This is a genomic window from Deinococcus phoenicis, assembly GCF_000599865.1.
Classification (GTDB): domain Bacteria; phylum Deinococcota; class Deinococci; order Deinococcales; family Deinococcaceae; genus Deinococcus; species Deinococcus phoenicis.
On sequence record NZ_JHAC01000017.1, the window covers coordinates 115,001 to 133,342 of the forward strand.

Consider the following 18,342-nt stretch of genomic DNA (forward strand, 5'->3'; position numbering starts at 1 on the left):
TCCGCGCCGCCGCCAAGAACCACGCGGGCGTGCTGGTGCTGGTGGACCCCGCCGACTATGGGCTGGCCCTGCAAGCTGAGGTGTCCAGCGCCGACCGCCGCCGCCTCGCCGCCAAGGCGTTTCGCCATACCAGCGAATACGACGCGGCCATCACGGCCTATCTGGAGGGTGCAGGCGGGGCGGGGGAGACGCTCCCCGACCACCTCACCCTGGGCCTCTCCCGCGTGGCCCAGGTGCGCTACGGCGAGAACCCGCACCAGCCCGGCGCGGTGTACCGCCTCGGCGCGGAACGTGGCCCGGTGCTGGACGCCCGCGTGGTGGCCGGCAAGCCGATGAGCTTCAACAATTACGCCGACGCCGACGCGGCCTGGGCACTCGCGCGCGAACTGGCCGCGCAGGAAGACCAGCCCGCCGGGACCCGCGCCGTCTGCGTGGCCGTCAAGCACGCCAACCCCTGCGGCGTGGCCGTGGCGGATAGCGTGCAGGCCGCCTGGGAACAGGCCCGCGATGCCGACACCCTCAGCGTGTTCGGCGGGGTGGTGGCGGTCAGCCGCCCGGTGGACCTCGCGGCGGCGCAGAGCATGCGCGGCACCTTCCTGGAAGTCCTGATCGCGCCCGACGTGACGCCCGAGGCGGTGGACTGGTTCGCCGCGAAGAAACCCGACCTGCGCGTGCTGGTGGCCGACAGCGCCGCCCATCCCGGCACGCTGGATGTGCGGCCTCTCGCCGGGGGCTTCGCCGTGCAGCGCCGCGACACCCGCCCCTGGGACGACCTCTGCCCCGAGGTGGTCACAGACCGCCAGCCGACCGAGCAGGAATGGCTGGACCTGCGCTTTGCCTGGGCGGTCGTGAAGCACGCGCGCAGCAACGCCGTGGTGCTGGCAAAAGGCGGCGTGACGGTCGGCCTGGGCGCGGGTGCGGTCAGCCGCATCTGGGCCGCCGAGCGGGCCGTGCAGAACGCGGGGGAACGGGCACGCGCGGCGGTCCTCGCCTCCGAAGCCTTCTTCCCCTTCGACGACGTGGTGCGCCTCGCGGCGGGGGCGGGCGCGACGGCGGTGCTCCAGCCCGGCGGCGCGAAACGCGACCCCGAGGTGATCGCGGCGGCGAACGAACTCGGCCTCAGCATGGTGTTCACGGGGTCGCGGCATTTCCGGCATTGAGGGAAGCTTTCAGCCGTCAGCCCAGGAGACAGATGACAGAACAACAAATGCGCCCTCTCCCCGGCAAGCCCCTGGCCGACGAGGTGACGCGCGGCGTCCGCGAGGCGCTGGCCGTCTGGACAGGGGCGGAGTTCCGGCCCCATCTGGTCAGCGTGCTGGCCTCGGCGGACGAGGCGTCGCGCGTGTATGTCCACAGCAAGGCCCGGCAGGCCGGACGCCTGGGCGTGCGCTTTACCGTGCGGGACCTGGGGCCAGGCGCTGCCCAGGATGAGCTGCACGCGGCCTTGCAGGCCCTTTCCACCGACGCGGACGTTCACGGCATCGTGCTGGAGCTGCCGCTTTCGCCGGGCCTGGACGCCGACGCCGCGCTGCTGCATATCGCCCCGCGCAAGGACGTGGAGGGCCTGACGCCCGCAAACCTCGCCCTGATCGCTGCCGGACGCGAGGCCGAGGCGCTGCTGCCGCCGACGCCCCGCTCGGTGCGCTTCCTGCTGCGCGAGGTGCTGGGCGACGACCTGCGTGGCCGGCGCGTGGCCGTGATCGGGCCGGGCCGCACGGTGGGGCGGCCCCTCACCTTCATGCTGAACAACCGGGGCGTGACTGTCACCCTCTGCAACGAACATACCCGCGACCTGACGGCGGTGCTGGCCCCGCAGGACGCGGTGGTGGTCGCCGTGGGACACGCGGGCCTGCTGCGCCCCGAACACGTCCAGCCGCACCACCTCGTGATCGACGCGGGCATCAATGTGACGCCGGAAGGGGTGGTCGGGGACGCCCTGCCGGACCTGCCCGTCCGCGCCCAGACGCCTGTGCCCGGCGGCGTCGGCCCCCTCACCAGCGCCCTGATGTATCAGAACCTCGTGCGCGCGGTGAAGTTGCAGCGCGGTGAGCCGGTGGAATAGCGGAGAACAGAGCAGCAGGAGGGGGACGCGGCGGCTGGCCCACGTCCCCCTCCTGCCTGCCCTCCGGGATCAGTCGCCGGACGGCGCGGCGCTCACGCCCTGGCCGCGCGCGGGGCCTTCCGGTTCAGCGTGACGGGCGGTCTTGTCCCAGGTGCGGCGGCCCGTGAAGTGGTTCTTGAAGGCCAGCGGCAGGCTCAGGAACAGGGCGAAGCCATACACCGGGAAGCTGGCCACCGTGAACAGCACGCGTCCGGGCGTCATGCGGTTTTCCAGCTGGTAGCGCACCAGCCAGTTCAGTTGCAGCGCGAGATTCAGCAGGCTGACCGTCAGGCCCACCTCGGGGGCCAGGATCAGGCCGTGGGTGCCGGTCGCCCAGCGCAGCGGCTGCGTCAGGAGCGTCAGCACGATCACCAGATTCAGCCAGGGGCCGAGGATGAAGTAGGAAAAGTCCAGCCGCGCCAGCCAGGGCACGCGGGTGGTCCACAGCCGGCCCAGGTAGGGTAGACACTGCAACGTGCCCTGGGTCCAGCGCGCCCGCTGCCGGGTAAAGCGGCGCAGGTCGGGCAGGCCCTGCTGCGTGATCCCGTGTTCCAGGAAGGCGAGGCGGTGGGTGGGCCGCGCCAGCCGCACTTCCAGGCCGCTGGCGAAGTCCTCGAGCAGCACGTCCGGCCAGGGGGCCACGCCGCGTGCGAACTGCTCGGCCACGTAGCTGGCCCGCATGAACTGGCCGTTGCCGCACAGCGCGACCGTGTGCCAGTGCGAACGCAACACCTGCAGGTGGCGGGTGATGAAGAATTCCACGTCCTGCTGCTGCTCCAGCATGTGGCCGATCACGGTGCCGGGGCGCAGGCGCTCCACCGACTGCCGGATCCGCACCCGGGCCTGCGCGCCCATCACCTGCGGGTCGCCCAGCACCTGGCGCGCTTCCTCCAGCAGTTCCGGCCCGAGCCGCCCGTCGGCGTCGATCACAGCGAAGACCTCGCGGGAGAGGTCGGCCCCCTCGGCGTGCAGGCCATGCAGCAGGTTCGTGACGGCCCAGTTCAGCGCCTTGCCCTTGCCCTGGCGGGCTTCCGGGGCCGTGCGCCGCAGCAGCAGCACGCCCGGGTCCGAGGCCGCCAGCGCCGAGACCAGCACGGCCGTCGCGTCGTCGCTGCCGTCGTCGATCACGGCCACCCGGCCATCCGGCGCGACGAGGCGCAGGTTCCGGACCGTGGCCTCGATGACCTGCGCCTCGTTCAGGGCGGGAATCAGAAAGGTGAACCGCAGGCGGCGGTCCGCCGGAAAGGAACGTCTGGGCCTGGGCAGCAGGGCCGCGAGCAACAGCTGGAGGCTATAAAAACAGAGCAGAAGCAGCCCGATCAGGTCCAGTGCAGTGAAGAAGTTCGTCAAGGTTCACCTCGGCAGGCCTGACCAGACCTGCTTCACCCCCCTACTATGCACGGGAGATAAAGAGAACACTACTGGATTGAGGGCGGGTTTCATGAAAAGAGAACCGGCCCAGGCTTGGCGGTTCTCTGGCCGTTCAGCGGAAAGCGGCAGCCGTCACTCTTCAGCCGTGCAGAAACTCGCTCACCCACGTCGGCAGTTCCTGGGCGTCCATCAGAAAGGCGTCGTGGCCGTGGGGGCTACAGAGTTCGCGGTAGGTGCTCCGGGGAAGCTGGGCCGCGTGGGCGCTCACCTCGGCCGCCGGATACAGCACGTCGCTGGAGATGCCGACCGCCAGCACCGGCACGCGGATGCTCCGCAGCTCGGCGCCGGACGGTTGAAAGCGGTCCATCGCCCCGGTCAGGGCGAGGTAACTGCGCTCGCAGAAGCGGGCGGCCAGTTTCTCGCCCTGGTACTCCAGGTAGCTGGTGATGGCGGGCGTGCCGGGCCGCCGCGCACTCGGTCCCGCCTGCGTCAGCGCGAAACTCTCGGGGCTGCGGTAACTCAGCATGGCGATCTGCCGCGCGACCTTCAGCCCCTCGCCGCCGGGGGCCGCGCGGATGGCGCTGCGGGCCGCCGCGTTCAGCCCCGTGGCCCAGGGCGAGTGCCGCGCCGGGGCACCGATGATCACCGCCCGGTCCACCAAGTCGGGGCATTCCAGCAGCCAGGCATAGGCCAGCATCCCGCCCATGCTCGCGCCGATCACCGAGACGCGGCGCACGCCGAGTTCCTCCAGCAGCGCCCGCCCTACCCGGGCCATGTCACGCAGGGTGAGAGGCGCGTCCTCGCCGCCGATCTGGGGCAGCTCCGCCGGGCCGGTCGTGCCCGCGCAGCCGCCCAGCACGTTCGCGCAGATGATGTAGTCGCGACTGGGGTCCAGGGGCCGGCCCTCGCCCAGAAACTCCGGCCACCACTCATGCACGGCGCTGGTGCCGGTCAGGGCATGCAGCACCAGCACGGCGTGGTCCGACGGCGTGCCGTAGGTGTGGTACGCCACCCGCACGCCCTGCACCGGCTGGCCGCAGTCCAGCAGCAGCGGTTCCCGCCCGAACAGCAGCGCCGTCCGGGGGCCGGAACATCGCTGCTGTTCGGGGGGCGGGGGGAGGTGCCCGGGAAAGGTCACGGCGGTCATGCTCCCTCCGCCCCCACCAGGGCGGTCGCCAGCGCCTGCGCGAAGTCCTCGCGGATGTCGTCGATGTGCTCGATCCCCAGCGACACCCGCACCAGCCCCGGCGTGACGCCCGCCGCCGCCTGCCGCAGATCGTCGAGTTGCGAGTGGGTCGTGCTGGCGGGATGGATGACCAGCGTGCGGGTATCGCCCACGTTGGCGACGTGCTGCGCGAGCTGCACCGCTTTGATGAACGCCTCGCCCGCCGCCCGGCCCCCCCGCAGCTCGAAGGTCAGCACCGCGCCCGCCCCGCGCGGCAGGTAGGTTTGCGCCCGGTCGAAGTGCGGGTGGTTGCTCAGGCCGGGGTAGGTCACGCGCGACACGTCCGGGTGCGTGCTCAACCACGAGGCCAGGCTCAACGCGTTCTGCGCCTGCCGCTCGCAGCGCAGGGAGAGCGTCTCCACCCCCTGCAGGAACTGCCAGGCCTGCTGCGGGGCCAGCGTCGGCCCCAGGTCACGCAGCCCCTCGGTGCGGGCGCGGGTGATAAAGGCCACGTTGGGCAGGCCCAGCGCATTGCCCTCGCCAAAGGCTTCCCAGAAGTTCAGGCCGTGGTAGCTGGGGCTGGGTTCGGTCAGCAGCGGATAGCGCCCGTTGCCCCAGTCGAAGGTCCCGCCGTCCACGATGATCCCGCCGATGCCGTTGCCGTGCCCGCCGATCCACTTGCTGGCCGAGTGCAGCACCACGTCCGCACCGTGTTTGAGGGGCTGGCAGTAGTACCCCCCGGCCCCGAAGGTGTTGTCCACGAACACGGCCACCCCGCGCGCGTGGGCGACCTCGGCGATCGCCTCGAAATCGGGAATGTTCAGCGCCGGATTCCCGATGGTTTCGAGGTACACCGCCCGCGTGCGGTCGTCGATCAGGGCGGCGAATTCCTCCGGGCGCTCGTCCTTGCCCGTGAAGCGCACCTCGATCCCCAGCCGTTGCAGGGTCACGCGGAACTGGTTGACCGTGCCGCCGTACAGGTTCGGCGTGCTGACGATGTTGTCCCCGGCCTGCGCGACGTTGGTGATCGCCACGAACTGCGCCGCGTGCCCGCTCGCCACCGCCAGCGCCCCCACGCCGCCCTCCAGCGCTGCGATACGTTCCTCCAGCACCGCGTTCGTGGGATTCATGATGCGGCTGTAGATGTTGCCGAAGGCGCGCAGGCCGAACAGGTTCGCGGCGTGTTCCGGCGACTCGAACACGTAGGAGTTGGTGGCGTAGATGGGCACCGCCTGCGCGCCCGTCGCGGGGTCGGGGTGCTGGCCGGCGTGAACCTGGAGCGTCTCGAAGTGCAGATGATTGGGGTTGGAAGCCATGAAGCGGCCCTCCTCACAGGAAAAAGTTCGGGTGCCTGTGGGGGAGCGGGCCAAAGCGCGCGCCCCCTCTCGGGATTCGAGAAGGGGCGGGGCAATGTTCGTCCGCGTGACCTTCCCTGATCGGTCCCAGGTGCAGCAGTCATCGTTGACACTGCACCGGGCTGGCCTTGGCACCGTGACGTGATGAGGTCCGGTTGCCGCGCCGTCGACGAGCCAGGTCTCTCGGGCGCTCTGGATAGGGTCGCTCCACGCGGGAGCTAGGAAAGAGGGTAGCAGGGCGGTGCAGGAGGGTCAACCGGGACGGCCGCTGCCCGGCTGCCCGCCCGGGACCTGCCGCCTGTGAAAGATGAAGGTGGCCGGAGGCCGGCCCGCCAGTTGCTGCGCTGGCATTTGGCAAGCTGGGGGCAGCTTTGCCCTGCTGAAAATGATGGGCATGAGAAGAACTTTTGTGCTTATATCTGACCGACAGGCAGCAGGCACGAGGCGGAGCGGCCCTGGCATCCCGGCCGGGTTCTTCTGTGGCTTCTGTGCTGGCTCCCCGTCAGTCCGCTCACGGTCCGGTGCCGGACCCAGGAGGCCTATGAAACTTCGCATTGCTGCCGCCACCCTCCTCAGTGCCTCACTGCTCGCCGCCTGTGGGCCGAACAACCCCACCCCGCCCGCTGGAACACAGACGGACTTCGGTCGCCTGACCACTCTCAAACCCGGCGAGCAGGACACCATCCGCACGGCCCTGAAGGTCAACGTGGTGTTCGTGGGCTACCGTGAAACGCTGCCCGGCCAGGTCGCCACGGCCCGTGACGTGAACACCCGCGATTTCCAGAGCATCCTGCCCCGCAGCTACGAGACGATTGCCCGCAGCCCCAGCGCCTACGGCTCGGTGGAATACACCGGCAACGCCTTTGACTACCAGTACAACTACGTTTTCGCGGATCAGAAGTTCGAGGACGACTTTTTCGGCTTCCTCAAGGCGAGCGGCAGCGAGCAGTCCCTGACGGCGCAGCAGGCCTTTTACAACTGCCAGGTCACCGACGTCAAGAAGCTGACCAAGCTGGCCGCGCCGCTGAACCCGGACACCCTGGTCTCGGCCTACGCCTGCCCGGACGTGTCTCCCAACATCAACCGCGAGATCACCGGGAACCTGGAGATCGACGCCGCCAAGACCGAGAACTGGCTGGCCGACAATGTGGCGCGCGTGGGCGTGAAGCCCGGCGAGTACACCGTCTATCTGGTGAACTGGTACGACCGCCCCGACTTCAAGTTCCACTCGTACACCCGCGCGGACGTGCCCGACAGCGACACCGGCTACCGGGCGGGCACCAGCGGCAGCCGCCGCCTGATCGCCTGGGGCGGCAGCACCCGGGGCAATCAGGCCGCGCAGCGCGTGTGGTTCTATGACCTCTCGGCCAACCCCGACCCCTGGACCAAGGCCTACGACGTGACCCATGACGACGTGGACGGCGACAAGGAAGCGGATTACCGGATGCCGCCCATCTGGGAATACGGCACCCGCAAGGCCAGCATCGGCTATGGCCGCAAGGTCAGCCCCGACCTCGCCCGCGTCACGCGCTATGCGGCGCTGAACCTCCTGTTCACGCCCAGCCCCATCTACCGCGTGACGCTGACGCCGCCGCGCATGCCCGAGGACATCCAGCTCGACCTGCACGTCGAGCAGGGCGAGGGGGCCATCGACCCCCAGGAGCTGCTGAACGCCGGGCTGGTGCAGGACCGGGTCTCGGTGCTCCAGCCCTTCACCAGGTTCTCGAACGTGGTCCGGCAGACGCCGCTGGACGGCGATCTGGCCGACGTGTACAAATGCTTCTTCCCGGTGGAGGCCGAGGACATCTGCTCGCCGGAATACGCCGACTTCAGCGGCGAGAAGCTCTTTCAGTTCGGCGTGAAGGAACTGCGCGAGAGCTACAAGACGGTGCCCGAGGGCCGCTACCTGCTGCCGGTGTACGCCTTCAACGACAACGACGACAGCCAGGAAGAACTGCTGGGCATCGCCTACGACGATGGCGAGACCGGCACCCAGAGCTTCGTGTACTCGTTCCTGACGCCCAGCGCCGTGGAGGCTGGCTACGGCTTCACCGACACCACCGTCCACGAGGTCGGCCACCACCTCAGCCTGTCGCACCCCCACGACGGCTACGACAGCGAGCAGGACCTCTCCTACGGCCCCTCCGGTGACTTCTACTTCACCAACGTGGGCGACGAGAGCGCCAGCATCATGTCCTACAACGACCTGGCCAAGACCTTCGGGCAGTTCAATCTCGACGCCCAGTACCGTTACCTGACGGCGGCCTACCTGAACAACACCAACGCTGTCCTGGAAGTGGTGCGTCGCGCCGGACAGGCCAGCAAGGTGAGCACCGCCGCCCAGAGCGCCGACAGCCTCTTCGCGCAGGCCGAGGGCAAATATGACGGGCTGGCGTACTTCGACGCCGCCCAGCTCGCCCACCAGGGCTACCGCGCCGTGCTGGACGCCGCGCTGGCCGCCGGGGTGAACGTGCAGCCCTACAAGTGGTACGAGCACCTCAGCGGCCTGTCTACCCAGTCGGTGAAGCGCAAGCCCCGCGTGAGCCACACCTTCACGCCCCAGCCGGGGGCCGTCATCTTCCCCGAGGAAACGCGCGAGCAGCGCGAATTGCGCCTGGCCCCCTGAGGCCGGACCAGAAGGCAGGAGGGGCAGCGCGTGAGGGTTGCCCCTCCTGCCTTCCTGCCGCTGCGGCCCGGCCCGTATCAGCCCGCCATCATCTGTGGCCGCTACGCTCGGAGGATGAAACGTGCCCTGCTCCTCGCCGGCCTGTCACTGGGCATGGCGGGAGCCACTTCCCCCCGGATGACTCCCCCGCCCTCCCACTCCGCCCCGGCCGCCGACCCCTCGCCCGAGCTGGCGCGGGTGCGCCCGGTGCTGGACCTGCTGGTCACGGTGCGCCTGCTGGCCGACCTGACGGCCAGGGACGGGTTGGGTCTGGACGCCCCCGCCCGCTCAGCCCTGACCGTCATCCTCCGGGAGCAGGGGACCCGGCCCACGCTCGGCCCCTTGGCCGCCCAGCGAACCCTGGAACGCCTGCGGGCCGTCCTGACGGGCGAGCAGCAGGACACGCTGGACCAGGCCCGCGCCGAACTGGAACGCCGGGCCAGTCTGCTGCTGGCGCGTTCGCGTTTCGCCTCACCTGACGGTCCGGTCAATCTGAACGTGTACCGCTACGGCTTCATGCTGCCGGGTGGAGCCGCCCTGGTCCGCCGGGTCGCGGCCTCGCCCGAATTGAATCCCTACCGCGAGGCGGGGGGGGCCAGCGCCGCCACCCTCCAGCGCCTGCTGGAGCGTCTGGCCCGCTGAGGGCCTCTCCGGGCGGCCTGCTGCGGCTGATCCGGATTCCGGGCGTGGAACCGGCGCTTTCCTAGTTTGTCGACAAAATAGACGGAACCTGTCTTTCTCCTTCTCGCTCTGCTGCGCAGCTTTGCAAGTCCGCCCGGATTTCAGGTTGACGTGTCAACCTTTCGGAGTCCTTCTCAGGCCGCTCCAGCACACTGGGGGCATTTCCCGTACAGGGTGACCTCGTGTGCCTCGACGATGAACCCGCCGGGATACACGGTGCCGCTGGGCAGGGCCACCGGGCAGGTGTGCAGCGTGAACACCCGCCCACAGTGGATGCAGGAAAAGTGGTGGTGGTGGCCGCGTCCGGCCCGTTCGTAGCGGGTTTCGCCGTCGAGGGTGACGGGGTGGATGTGGCCCTGCTCGGTCAGCAGCTTGAGGGTGCGGTACACGGTGGCGACCCCCAGGCCCGGCAGGTCGGCCTGTGCGCGGGCCAGCACGTCGCCCACCGCCAGCGGGCCTTCCGCACCCTCAAGAACGCGGGCGATCACGTCGCGCTGGCGGGTGCTGCGGGTGGCGGTCATGGCTTCAGGCTAGCAGAACTGATTCCGGCCTATCAAAAAGCAGCACACAAAACCCGGCCCACCGAGAACGGATGGACCGGGACTGAGGGTGACGGCGCAGGCTCAGCGGATATTCGGGTTCGCCTTTTCCTGGGGACCGATAGGACTGCCCTTGGCCTTGGCCTCGACGGTGCTTTTGGGGGTCGGGACGCTGCTGCCGGTGCCGGGGATACTCAGGCCACCGGGCACCCCGGTCCGGGCCGCGTCGCTGGCCTCCGCGCCCTCGTCGCGCTTCAGGAAGCTGGCCGTAGCGCTGGTGCTGGTCGGCTCGGGGCCGGACCGCTCGCCTCTGAGGGACCAGGAGGCCGCCGGCTGTCCGGAGGAGGGCGGCTGCGTCTTCTGCCCGGCTGGTTTCCGGGACGCCTCCTGCCCGGCCCGGTCCAGCAGGCCGCCCGCGATCTCCTCCAGTTTGGGGGTGATCACCCGGTCGCTGAGCGTCTTGACCGCCAGGGTGCTGAGGGTCGCGACCAGTGCGCCGCCCACGCCGCCCCCCTTCTGGTTTTTCTGGGCCTTGATCAGCGCCTTCTGGTGCCTGTCGGGGCTGTCCGCGTCCACGTAGATCTTCTTGCTGCGGCGGAACTGCCGCCCGATCACCATGCCGAGCAGCGCCCCGACCGCCGAGGCCCCCCCGAGCATCTTGAGGGGTTCTTTCTGCATCTGCACCTGAAGGTTGGCGCGTTCGGCCAGGGCGTCCACACTGGCTTTCAGGCGTTCCCGGGCTTCCTCGCGTTCGGTGCGGGCAGAACCGTGGGGAAAGGCGTCACCGGCCATCAGTAGCCCTCCTTTTTCATGTCCTCGCGGAAGGTGGGTGTGGTGCTGACCTCGATGCCCGGCTCGTCTTTCAACACGACGGGGTGCTGAATGTTCGGGTCATGGCGCTGGGCGTGCCCGGCGTGATCCCCGCCTTCCCGGTCGTCTTCCGTCTCCAGCACGCCGAAGTCGGTCACGTCCCCGCCGTGGGCGGGCTGACTGTTGTCGGGATTGGTCCCGTAGATCGGCAGCGTCTCGGTGCGACCGTCCACGCTGCGCGGCACGGGAATCGTGACGCTGCCTTCCACCCGGTCTGCCGCGCCGCTCGGCACACTGTAGTCGGTGCCGGGGCGCAGGTCGCTCGCTGCGCTGCTGCCCGCAGTGGTCGCAGCGGTCGTCCCCGCAGTGGCGATCACCGTCCCACCGGTCGGAACCGTGACCCGCTCGCTCTGGCCAGAGGTCGGGGCGGCCGCCGCGCGGGCCTTGGCCGCCTGCTCGGCCTGGTACTGGGCTTCGAGGCGCTCGTCTTCCGTCATGTGGTCGGGGTGCAGGGGCCGGCGGTCGGCGTCGTCGTTCGGAACCTCGGCCCCCAGTTTTTTCAGGCCCATCATGATCAGGACGCCGGTCAGCACGAAGGCCACCAGGGCGATCAGGAGCGCGGCGGCCCAGGCGCCCAGGCCCAGACGCATCAACCCGTAGAACACCGCCAGAATCAGGAAAATCAGGCCCATCAGCAGCGGGCCGACGGCGCCCAGCAGCAGCACCACGCCGATGCCCTTGGCCTTGGCCACATTGCCCACCTGCCGGGCCACAGCGCGGATCTCGGTCTTGACGAGCGTGACGCCCGCGTCGAACACATCGACCAGCGCGCCCCCTATGCTCTTGCGTTCTTCTTGCATGCTTGCCTCCGCAGGTCGCCCCGGCACCTGCACGGGGCGACCAGTCCTGCCCAGCATAATGAACGTCGTGAGCACTCCGCGCCAGAGCCAAGAAACGCTGAACCCCCGGCCTGCCCTCACTCTGGCGCAGCGCAGCAACCTCTGGCCGCTCACTGCCTGGGGGTATCCCGCCTGGCGGCGGCGGTCTCTGACCCTGCTGGCGGGGGAGCCGTTCTCGCCGGGGCGGGAGGCGGCCCTGTTCCGGGGCCTGTGCCGGCCACAGCCCGGCGAACTCTGGCTGGACGCGGGCACCAGCACCGGTTTTTACGCGGGCGTGCTGGCGCGGGCCGGGTGCCGCGTGGTGGCCGCCGACCTCAGCGCCCCGATGCTGGCCGCCGCCCGCCGCAAAGAAGGCGGGCACCCGGAAGGGCTGGCGGACATCGGCTGGCTCCTGACGAACCTGGAAGACAGCGGCCTGCCTGACGCCAGCTTCGACGGCGTGACGGTCGGCGCGACCCTCAACGAGACACGCGACCCCGCCCGCCTCCTGGCCGAACTCGACCGGCTGACGCGGCCCGGGGGGCAACTGTGGCTGATGTACCTGGGGCGCGCGGGTGTGGCCCTCCAACGCGCCCTGTCTGTCCCGCTCCTGGGTGGCCTGACCTTTCCCGATCCGGCCTGGGTGGCCCGGCAGCTGCCCGGCTGCACGCGCACCGATATGCTGAAGGTGGGTGCCGTGGTCTTCGAGCGGTACGCCAGGATGAGGGGCTGAGGGACCCGCCTGCGGGACAGCGCGGGCTGTTTCTGTAAGAAAGCGTGACGTTCCCCGGCTGCTTCCCGCTTACACTCGCACGCAGAGGACCCTGACCGTGCTGAACACTGCCCCCCCGCCTGCCGTCCCCCCGCGCCCCCTGGCGGAGGCGGTCATGCACTGCCGGGACGTGACGCGCAGGCACAGCCAGACCTTTTACCTGGGGTCGCGCTTTTTCCCGCCCCGTCAGCGGGAAGCCGTGTGGGCCGTGTACGCCACCTGCCGCGCCGGGGACGACATCGTGGACGAACGGCCGGGCGCGCAGGCGCGGGAGCAGCTCGGGTGGTGGTGGGCGCGGGTACAGGCCGCCTTCGCGGGCAGGCCGGGACCGCACCCCGCCGATACGGCGCTGGCCTGGGCCGCCGCACACTGGCCGGTTCCCCTGTCGGCCTTCGAGGAACTGCACGAGGGGTTACAGATGGACCTGCGCGGCCACCGCTACCACGATCTGGACGACCTGACGATGTACTGCCGCCGGGTGGCGGGTGTGGTGGGGTTCATGATCGCGCCGATCTGCGGGTACAGCGGAGGCGCACGCACCCTGCACCACGCGCTGCTGCTGGGGCAGGCCATGCAGCTCACCAACATCCTGCGCGACGTGGGCGAGGACCTGGAACGCGGGCGGGTCTACCTGCCCGAGACGCTGCGGCGCGAGTACGGCGTGACGTCCGCCATGCTGGAGGCCGGGAGGGTCACGCCCGAATACCGCGCGCTGATGCGCCATCTCTCCGGCCTCGCCCGCGCGTGGTACGCCGAGGGCCGCGCCGGGATTCCCTGCCTGCACGGCAGCGCCCGCCTGGCGGTGCAGACGGCGGCCCGTTCCTACGAGGGGATTCTGGACGACCTCGCCCGCGCGGGCTTCGACAATTTCCGCCGCCGGGCGCATGTCAGCGGCCCCCGCAAGCTGCTGATGCTGCCGCAGGCGTGGTGGGAACTGCGGGGGCAGGGCGCGGTGGGCTATCAGGTGGGCTATGAAAAGAGCGAGGGGCCGTGAGCCGCAAGCCCTGAAAAAGACCGCTCCGGCAATGGCCCAGGCAGAAGCGGAAGCGTTCTGCTGCCGGTTCACGGCCCACACCGCTCGCAGCTCAGAGCCTCTCCCCAAGGAATCCCCGTGTCCCAACCTCTTCCCCATACCCGCAAGACCGCCCTCATCATCGGCTCCGGCTTCGGTGGCCTGAGCCTCGGCATCCGGCTCCAGAGCCTGGGCTTCGACACGACCATCCTGGAAAAGCAGGACGGGCCGGGCGGCCGGGCCTCCCAGAAGCGCACGCCGGACGGCTACGTCTTCGACATGGGGCCGACCGTGATCACCGTGCCGCACTTCATCGAGGAACTGTTCGCGCTGGAGCGGGACGGCGGCAGGCTCGATCAGCCCGACTATCCGGCCCATGTGCTGACGGGAGAGCGCGTCCGGGAAGGCGAGAGCGGCGGCCCCCGCACCCGGGAATACGTGCGGCTGGTGCCGATCCTGCCCTTCTACCGCATCTCCTTCGACGACGGCACCTTCTTCGACTACGACGGCGACCCCGACTCCACCCGCCGCCAGATTCGGGCACTGGCCCCCGGTGATCTGGCCGGCTACGAGCGGTTTCATCAGGACGCGAAAGCGATTTTCGAGCGCGGCTTTCTGGACCTCGGCTACACGCATTTCGGGGACATGGCGACCATGCTGCGCACCGTGCCCGACCTGCTGCGCCTGGACGCCGTGCGGACGCTCTTTTCCTTTACCAGCCGGTATTTCCAGTCTCCCAAACTGCGTCAGGTCTTCTCCTTCGAGACGCTGCTGGTGGGCGGCAATCCCCTCAGCGTGCCCGCGATCTACGCGATGATTCATTTTGTCGAGAAGACCTGGGGCATCCACTACGTGATGGGGGGGACCGGCGAACTCGTGCGCGCCTTTGTCCGCAAGTTCGGGGAACTCGGCGGGCGTATCGAGTACGGCGCAGAGGTGGAGGAAATCCTGGTGACGGACGGCCGGGGGCGTCCGGTCCGTTCGCCGTTCGGACGGCGGACAGCGCGCGGTGTGCGGCTCCGGGACGGCGAGGAACGGCACGCCGACCTCGTGGTCAGCAACGCCGACTGGGCCAACACGTACCTCAAGCTGGTGCCCCGGCAGGCCAGGCGCGTGAACAGCGACTTGCGTGTGAAGGCCGCCCGCCAGAGCATGAGCCTGCTGGTGATCTATTTCGGCTTCCGCGATGACGGCCACCCGCTGAACCTGCGCCACCACAACATCATCCTGGGGCCGCGCTACGAGGAGCTGCTGCGGGAAATCTTCGGGCAGAAGGTGCTGGGCCAGGACTTCAGCCAGTACCTCCATGTCCCCACCCTCACCGACCCCAGCCTCGCGCCGCCGGGGCACCATGCCGCCTATACGCTGATTCCGGTGCCGCACCAGGGCAGCGGCCTGAACTGGGAGGTGGAGGGGCCGCGGCTGGTGGAGCGGGTGCTGGCCTTTTTGGAAGAACGCGGCTATATCCCGGACCTGCGCGCCCGCCTCACGTACCTCGACTCCATCACGCCCGACCACTTTGAGGGCACGCTGGACAGTTACCTGGGCAACGCCTTCGGACCGGAACCGACCCTGGTGCAGAGCGCGTACTTTCGCCCCCACAACCGCTCGGAGGACGTGCGAAACCTCTACCTCGTCGGTGCGGGCGTGCAACCCGGCGCGGGCACCCCCAGCGTGATGATGAGCGCCAAGATGACGGCGCGGCTGATCGCGCAGGACTTCGGGCTGCATCCGGCGGTCCGGGACGGGGCAGAGGGGGAAGGGGGAGAGGGCTAGCGGAGAGCAGTGGGTCGGCTGCCGGCACCCTCCGTCCGCTCGCGCAGCCAGGCCAGAATCCAGCCCAGGACATCTTCGCGCGATTCGTCGTTCAGGAGTTCGTGGTAGCCGCCCTCCACCAGATGCAGGGTCTTGTCGGGGGCGGGGATGGCCTCCACGAAGCGGCGCGAGCCGTTCACGTCGGTGAGGCGGTCGGCGGTGCCGTGAACGACCAGGGTGGGCAGCGTCCAGCGCGCGTAGTGAGACCACAGCTCGCCGCTCAGGCGCAGCATGGATGCGGCGGTCAGCGCGGGCACCTTCCCCTGGAAAATGTGAGGGTCGGCGCGGTAGGCGCTCACCTCACCCGCGAGGCGCGACAGGCCCTCCGTGCCCAGGGCAGTGGCGGGTGCGGCGGGCGCGACCTTCGCCAGCAGGGGGGCCAGCGCCTTGAGCCAGGCGGGTTCGCCCTCCCCAATCAGCAGGGCGGGGCTGGACAGAATCACGCCGCCCAGGCCGCGCGGGTCGCGGGCCGCGCTCGCCGCCGTGACCAGGCCGCCCAGCGAGTGCCCGAAGGCGAACACCGGGAGCGGCTGGCTGCGGAGGCTCTCGCGCGCCCGCAGATGGTCTTCCACCAGTTCCCGCGCGTCCACCACCGCCCGCCGGCCCGCCGACTGTCCGTGCCCGCGCAGGTCGGAGGCGTACACCGTGAAGCCTGCCTCCACCAGCGCCGGAATCAGGCGGCTGTAGCGGTCCACATACCGCCCCGCGTACTCGCCCAGCCCGTGCGTGAGCAGCACGGCGGCGCGGGGCTGCTTCGCGTGCCAGACGTAGCCCCGGACGGGAGCAGCCCCCTGCCCGGTGGACAGGTCCCAGACGGACGGTTCCCAGCTTGCGTATTGCATACCCCGCAGTGTAGCGGCCGCCCCAGATGAAGCGAGACTGAACGCGCGGGTCACCCCATCCGGCGCAGACTGCCTGACATGGCAGACATCGCACGCAAGGCCAGCGCCCAGTGGAAGGGCGACCTCCGGAGTGGGCAGGGCACCGTCAGCACCGGGAGCGGCGTTCTTGAAGGCGCGCCATACTCCTTCAAGACCCGCTTCGAGAACGGCAACGGCACCAACCCCGAAGAACTGCTCGCCGCCGCGCACGCGGGCTGCTTCACCATGCAGCTCTCGGCGCTGCTGGCCAGCGACGGCCACGATCCCCAGGACCTCCGCACCGAGGCGACCTGCGAGATGGTCAAGGACGGCCCCGGCTTCAAGATCAGCACCATGCGCCTGACCGTGCGCGGCAAGGTCGGCAATATCGACGCCGCCGAGTTCGAGAAGCACGTGCAGCAGGCCGCTGACATGTGCCCGTTGAGCCGCGTGATGAAGGGAAACGTGGAGATCACGCACGAGGCGGTGCTGGAGTAAGCCCGCAGCTTTCAGCGGTGAGCTTTCAGCGCCCTGGTCTGGACCGGGGCGCTTTTGGCTGGCGTCAGGGTTCTGAGCTTTTTGGCCCCTGCGCGTCTGCTTGCCCGCTCGGTCAAAAAGGAGTTCTCTTTTTGACAAATGCTCTAAGCGTCGGACGGCGGAAGGTCCCAGCCTGTGCGCGCCGCCCAGTGTTCCGCGCCTGCGGACAGCAAATCCATCACCGGGTCCTTGACGGCGTAATAGGCGGTCACGTCGGTGGGATGCAGCCGGGCCAGTTGCCGCTTGATCTCGGCATAGGCCTCCCGCGCGGCGGGCGTGGCGCGCAAGAAGTCGCGCATCAGCAGGGGATACCGCTGGTTGAAACGGCCCGCCTCCCGGATATGCATATACAGGGTGCCGGGCCGGTGCGCGTACCGTTTGGCGAGTTCGTTCGGTGGCAGGTCCAGGCCGGGCGGGAGGTGGTCCGCCGTCACCTCCGGGCGCAGCGTGAGGCCCAGGCCCCTGAGCGCCGGGAAGACCATTTCCGCCGCCCCGAGGTCCGGGACGGTGAGTTGCACGTCCAGCACGTCCTTGGCCCAGAGGCCGGGCACGCTGGTCGAGCCGATGTGGTGGATGGCCGAAACCCGCTCCCCGAGTGTGCGCCGCAGGTCACGGGCCACCGCCTGGAAGCGGGCGGGCCAGGCCGGGTCAGGCGGAACGATGACGACGCGCCTGGCGGCGTTCACGCCAGAGGAGCGGGAGCGTGGGGGGCCTCGTCCAGATGTTCGCGTGCCCAGTTGCCGATGGCGTCGATCACACCCTGGAGTTCCCGGCCAGCGGGGGTGAGGCTGTAGACGCTGCGGGCAAGTTTGCCCTGGGAGTCCTCGGTGCGTTTGGCGATGAGGGCGAGGGCTTCGAGGTGTTCGAGGCGTTGCGTGAGGGTGGCGCTGTTGCAGCCGCCCACGGCGCGGGCGAGTTCGTTGAAGCCTTTCTCGCCGTCCAGCAGCGCGCGGACGATGTGCAGCACCCATTTCTCCTGCAACACGCCGATGGCCCGGTAGACCGGGCAAAAGGCTGGGGGTGCGGGATGCATGCCTCAACTGTACACCTTCAGGGCAGATAAAGTGCGGCGCAAATCACATCACTTGACATTCTAAACTGGTGGAGATAACCTTTCGCCATGACCGCGACCCTCACCCGTCCGCTGACCGTCACCGAGGCCATCCAGACCCGCCGCAGCGTCCGCAAGTTCGTGCCCGAACCCATGAACCAGGAGGACCTGCGCGAAATCCTGCGCCTCGCCAGCCTCGCGCCCACGGCGAACAACGTGCAGCCGACCCGCTTCGCCGTGATTCAGAACCCCGAACTCCAGGCGAAACTTCAGGAAGCGGCCTACGGCCAGGCCCAGGTGACCAGCGCCCCCGCCGTCATCGTCGTCTACAGCGATATGGAAGACGTGCTGGCGCGTGCCGAGGAGACCGTCCACCCCGGCATGGGCGAGGAGCAGATCAAGACCCGCGCCGAGGGCCTGCGCCAGAACTTCGTCCAGCAGGACGTGGCCCAGCGCGGCCAGTGGGGCCTGACCCAGGCGAACATCGCCTTCGGTTTCCTGATGGTTGCGGCGCGCGGCCTGGGCTACGACACGGTGCCCATGCTCGGCTTCGACCCCGAGAAGGTCAGGGAACTCCTGGGCCTGCCCGCGCACGTGCAGTTCGCCGGAATGCTGCCCATCGGCAAGCGCGCGGAAGAAGGCTTCCCGCACCACCGCCACAGCGTCGAGCGCATCGCCACCTTCTACTGAAGCGTTCAGCCCCCGGCGTCCAGCCAGCAGCCGCTCCCGA

General features: G+C 69.5%; 18 protein-coding genes and 1 riboswitch (1 of these 19 running past the window's edge). Of the genes, 9 read left to right on the forward strand and 9 right to left on the reverse strand.

Going from position 1 to position 18,342, the window contains the following annotated elements; translation table 11 throughout:
• Together purH and DEIPH_RS05660 are read left to right on the forward strand one after the other, a co-directional pair.
• A protein-coding gene (gene purH, locus DEIPH_RS05655) for a bifunctional phosphoribosylaminoimidazolecarboxamide formyltransferase/IMP cyclohydrolase (RefSeq protein ID WP_034355191.1) crosses the window boundary here: on the forward strand, window positions 1-1,160 show its 3' portion. 385 nt of this gene lie to the left of the window's left edge; the window shows 1,160 of its 1,545 coding nt (coding positions 386-1,545); its start codon lies beyond the left edge, outside the window; the stop codon is at window positions 1,158-1,160.
• Window positions 1,161-1,192: 32 nt separating this feature from the next.
• Window positions 1,193-2,062 (forward strand): bifunctional 5,10-methylenetetrahydrofolate dehydrogenase/5,10-methenyltetrahydrofolate cyclohydrolase, encoded by an 870-nt coding sequence (locus DEIPH_RS05660; RefSeq protein WP_034355194.1) that lies wholly within the window; start codon window positions 1,193-1,195, stop codon window positions 2,060-2,062.
• A 69-nt stretch (window positions 2,063-2,131) separates the two neighbouring features.
• On the opposite strand, the gene DEIPH_RS05665 is transcribed toward DEIPH_RS05660, so the two are convergent.
• The 3 genes from DEIPH_RS05665 to DEIPH_RS05675 all read right to left on the reverse strand — a co-directional run bounded on the left by DEIPH_RS05665 (window position 2,132) and on the right by DEIPH_RS05675 (window position 5,953).
• The gene (locus tag DEIPH_RS05665; RefSeq protein ID WP_034355197.1) at window positions 2,132-3,451 is read right to left on the reverse strand and encodes a glycosyltransferase family 2 protein; all 1,320 of its coding nucleotides are present in this window, start codon (window positions 3,449-3,451) and stop codon (window positions 2,132-2,134) included.
• 160 nt (window positions 3,452-3,611) lie between these two features.
• The gene (locus DEIPH_RS05670) at window positions 3,612-4,619 is read right to left on the reverse strand and encodes an alpha/beta fold hydrolase (protein ID WP_034355200.1); all 1,008 of its coding nucleotides are present in this window, start codon (window positions 4,617-4,619) and stop codon (window positions 3,612-3,614) included.
• Window positions 4,616-5,953 carry an O-acetylhomoserine aminocarboxypropyltransferase/cysteine synthase family protein gene (locus DEIPH_RS05675; RefSeq protein ID WP_034355203.1) on the reverse strand — a complete coding sequence of 446 codons (1,338 nt, stop codon included), beginning with the start codon at window positions 5,951-5,953 and terminating at the stop codon, window positions 4,616-4,618. Before DEIPH_RS05675 ends, DEIPH_RS05670 begins: the two co-directional genes overlap by 4 nt.
• A 150-nt stretch (window positions 5,954-6,103) precedes the next feature.
• Window positions 6,104-6,195, reverse strand: a riboswitch (SAM riboswitch).
• A 338-nt stretch (window positions 6,196-6,533) separates the two neighbouring features.
• Between DEIPH_RS05675 and DEIPH_RS05680 the strand changes: the two genes are divergently transcribed.
• Entirely contained in the window at window positions 6,534-8,618 is a 2,085-nt protein-coding gene (locus DEIPH_RS05680; RefSeq protein ID WP_034355205.1) for a zinc metalloprotease, read from the forward strand.
• 30 nt (window positions 8,619-8,648) lie between these two features.
• Window positions 8,649-9,299 (forward strand): hypothetical protein, encoded by a 651-nt coding sequence (locus DEIPH_RS18670; RefSeq protein ID WP_152544820.1) that lies wholly within the window; start codon window positions 8,649-8,651, stop codon window positions 9,297-9,299.
• Window positions 9,300-9,472: 173 nt separating this feature from the next.
• Here DEIPH_RS18670 and DEIPH_RS05690 read toward each other — a convergent pair whose 3' ends face one another.
• The 3 genes from DEIPH_RS05690 to DEIPH_RS05700 form a co-directional block, all read right to left on the reverse strand.
• On the reverse strand, window positions 9,473-9,859 hold the full coding sequence (locus DEIPH_RS05690) for a Fur family transcriptional regulator (protein ID WP_034355208.1): 387 nt from the start codon (window positions 9,857-9,859) through the stop codon (window positions 9,473-9,475).
• A gap of 102 nt (window positions 9,860-9,961) precedes the next feature.
• Window positions 9,962-10,669 (reverse strand): hypothetical protein, encoded by a 708-nt coding sequence (locus DEIPH_RS05695; RefSeq protein WP_034355211.1) that lies wholly within the window; start codon window positions 10,667-10,669, stop codon window positions 9,962-9,964.
• The gene (locus tag DEIPH_RS05700) at window positions 10,669-11,547 is read right to left on the reverse strand and encodes a phage holin family protein (RefSeq protein ID WP_034355214.1); all 879 of its coding nucleotides are present in this window, start codon (window positions 11,545-11,547) and stop codon (window positions 10,669-10,671) included. Before DEIPH_RS05700 ends, DEIPH_RS05695 begins: the two co-directional genes overlap by 1 nt.
• A 58-nt stretch (window positions 11,548-11,605) precedes the next feature.
• Between DEIPH_RS05700 and DEIPH_RS05705 the strand changes: the two genes are divergently transcribed.
• The 3 genes from DEIPH_RS05705 to crtI all read left to right on the forward strand — a co-directional run bounded on the left by DEIPH_RS05705 (window position 11,606) and on the right by crtI (window position 15,125).
• A complete protein-coding gene (locus tag DEIPH_RS05705; protein WP_051517177.1) occupies window positions 11,606-12,298 on the forward strand; it encodes a class I SAM-dependent methyltransferase in 693 nt (230 codons plus the stop codon).
• A 154-nt stretch (window positions 12,299-12,452) separates the two neighbouring features.
• The gene (locus DEIPH_RS05710; RefSeq protein ID WP_051517178.1) at window positions 12,453-13,331 is read left to right on the forward strand and encodes a phytoene/squalene synthase family protein; all 879 of its coding nucleotides are present in this window, start codon (window positions 12,453-12,455) and stop codon (window positions 13,329-13,331) included.
• A gap of 117 nt (window positions 13,332-13,448) precedes the next feature.
• Window positions 13,449-15,125, forward strand: a complete 1,677-nt coding sequence (gene crtI / locus DEIPH_RS05715; RefSeq protein ID WP_161636038.1) for a phytoene desaturase family protein — start codon at window positions 13,449-13,451, stop codon at window positions 15,123-15,125.
• Here the strand turns inward: crtI and DEIPH_RS05720 are convergent.
• A complete protein-coding gene (locus tag DEIPH_RS05720) occupies window positions 15,122-16,006 on the reverse strand; it encodes an alpha/beta hydrolase (RefSeq protein WP_034355220.1) in 885 nt (294 codons plus the stop codon). The two genes, crtI and DEIPH_RS05720, sit on opposite strands and share 4 nt — an antisense overlap.
• 78 nt (window positions 16,007-16,084) lie before the next feature.
• Between DEIPH_RS05720 and DEIPH_RS05725 the strand changes: the two genes are divergently transcribed.
• On the forward strand, window positions 16,085-16,522 hold the full coding sequence (locus DEIPH_RS05725; RefSeq protein ID WP_034355222.1) for an OsmC family protein: 438 nt from the start codon (window positions 16,085-16,087) through the stop codon (window positions 16,520-16,522).
• A 143-nt stretch (window positions 16,523-16,665) separates the two neighbouring features.
• Here DEIPH_RS05725 and DEIPH_RS05730 read toward each other — a convergent pair whose 3' ends face one another.
• Window positions 16,666-17,247 carry a GrpB family protein gene (locus tag DEIPH_RS05730; protein ID WP_034355225.1) on the reverse strand — a complete coding sequence of 194 codons (582 nt, stop codon included), beginning with the start codon at window positions 17,245-17,247 and terminating at the stop codon, window positions 16,666-16,668.
• Complete coding sequence (locus tag DEIPH_RS05735; RefSeq protein WP_034355227.1) at window positions 17,244-17,594, reverse strand: winged helix-turn-helix transcriptional regulator; 351 nt, start codon at window positions 17,592-17,594, stop codon at window positions 17,244-17,246. Before DEIPH_RS05735 ends, DEIPH_RS05730 begins: the two co-directional genes overlap by 4 nt.
• An 87-nt stretch (window positions 17,595-17,681) precedes the next feature.
• Between DEIPH_RS05735 and DEIPH_RS05740 the strand changes: the two genes are divergently transcribed.
• Window positions 17,682-18,302: a nitroreductase family protein gene (locus tag DEIPH_RS05740; RefSeq protein ID WP_034355229.1), complete on the forward strand. Its 621-nt coding sequence runs from the start codon at window positions 17,682-17,684 to the stop codon at window positions 18,300-18,302.
• Window positions 18,303-18,342: the final 40 nt, after the last annotated feature.

Coding starts and splice junctions, on each gene's coding strand:
- DEIPH_RS05660 (WP_034355194.1), top strand. CDS start 1,193: ATGACAGAACAACAAATGCGCCCTCTCCCCGGCAAGCCCCTGGCCGAC.
- DEIPH_RS05680 (WP_034355205.1), top strand. CDS start 6,534: ATGAAACTTCGCATTGCTGCCGCCACCCTCCTCAGTGCCTCACTGCTC.
- DEIPH_RS05675 (WP_034355203.1), bottom strand. CDS start 5,953: ATGGCTTCCAACCCCAATCATCTGCACTTCGAGACGCTCCAGGTTCAC.
- DEIPH_RS05700 (WP_034355214.1), bottom strand. CDS start 11,547: ATGCAAGAAGAACGCAAGAGCATAGGGGGCGCGCTGGTCGATGTGTTC.
- DEIPH_RS05740 (WP_034355229.1), top strand. CDS start 17,682: ATGACCGCGACCCTCACCCGTCCGCTGACCGTCACCGAGGCCATCCAG.
- DEIPH_RS05695 (WP_034355211.1), bottom strand. CDS start 10,669: ATGGCCGGTGACGCCTTTCCCCACGGTTCTGCCCGCACCGAACGCGAG.
- DEIPH_RS05735 (WP_034355227.1), bottom strand. CDS start 17,594: ATGCATCCCGCACCCCCAGCCTTTTGCCCGGTCTACCGGGCCATCGGC.
- DEIPH_RS05705 (WP_051517177.1), top strand. CDS start 11,606: ATGAACGTCGTGAGCACTCCGCGCCAGAGCCAAGAAACGCTGAACCCC.
- DEIPH_RS05720 (WP_034355220.1), bottom strand. CDS start 16,006: ATGCAATACGCAAGCTGGGAACCGTCCGTCTGGGACCTGTCCACCGGG.
- DEIPH_RS05670 (WP_034355200.1), bottom strand. CDS start 4,619: ATGACCGCCGTGACCTTTCCCGGGCACCTCCCCCCGCCCCCCGAACAG.
- DEIPH_RS05725 (WP_034355222.1), top strand. CDS start 16,085: ATGGCAGACATCGCACGCAAGGCCAGCGCCCAGTGGAAGGGCGACCTC.
- DEIPH_RS05710 (WP_051517178.1), top strand. CDS start 12,453: ATGCACTGCCGGGACGTGACGCGCAGGCACAGCCAGACCTTTTACCTG.
- DEIPH_RS05690 (WP_034355208.1), bottom strand. CDS start 9,859: ATGACCGCCACCCGCAGCACCCGCCAGCGCGACGTGATCGCCCGCGTT.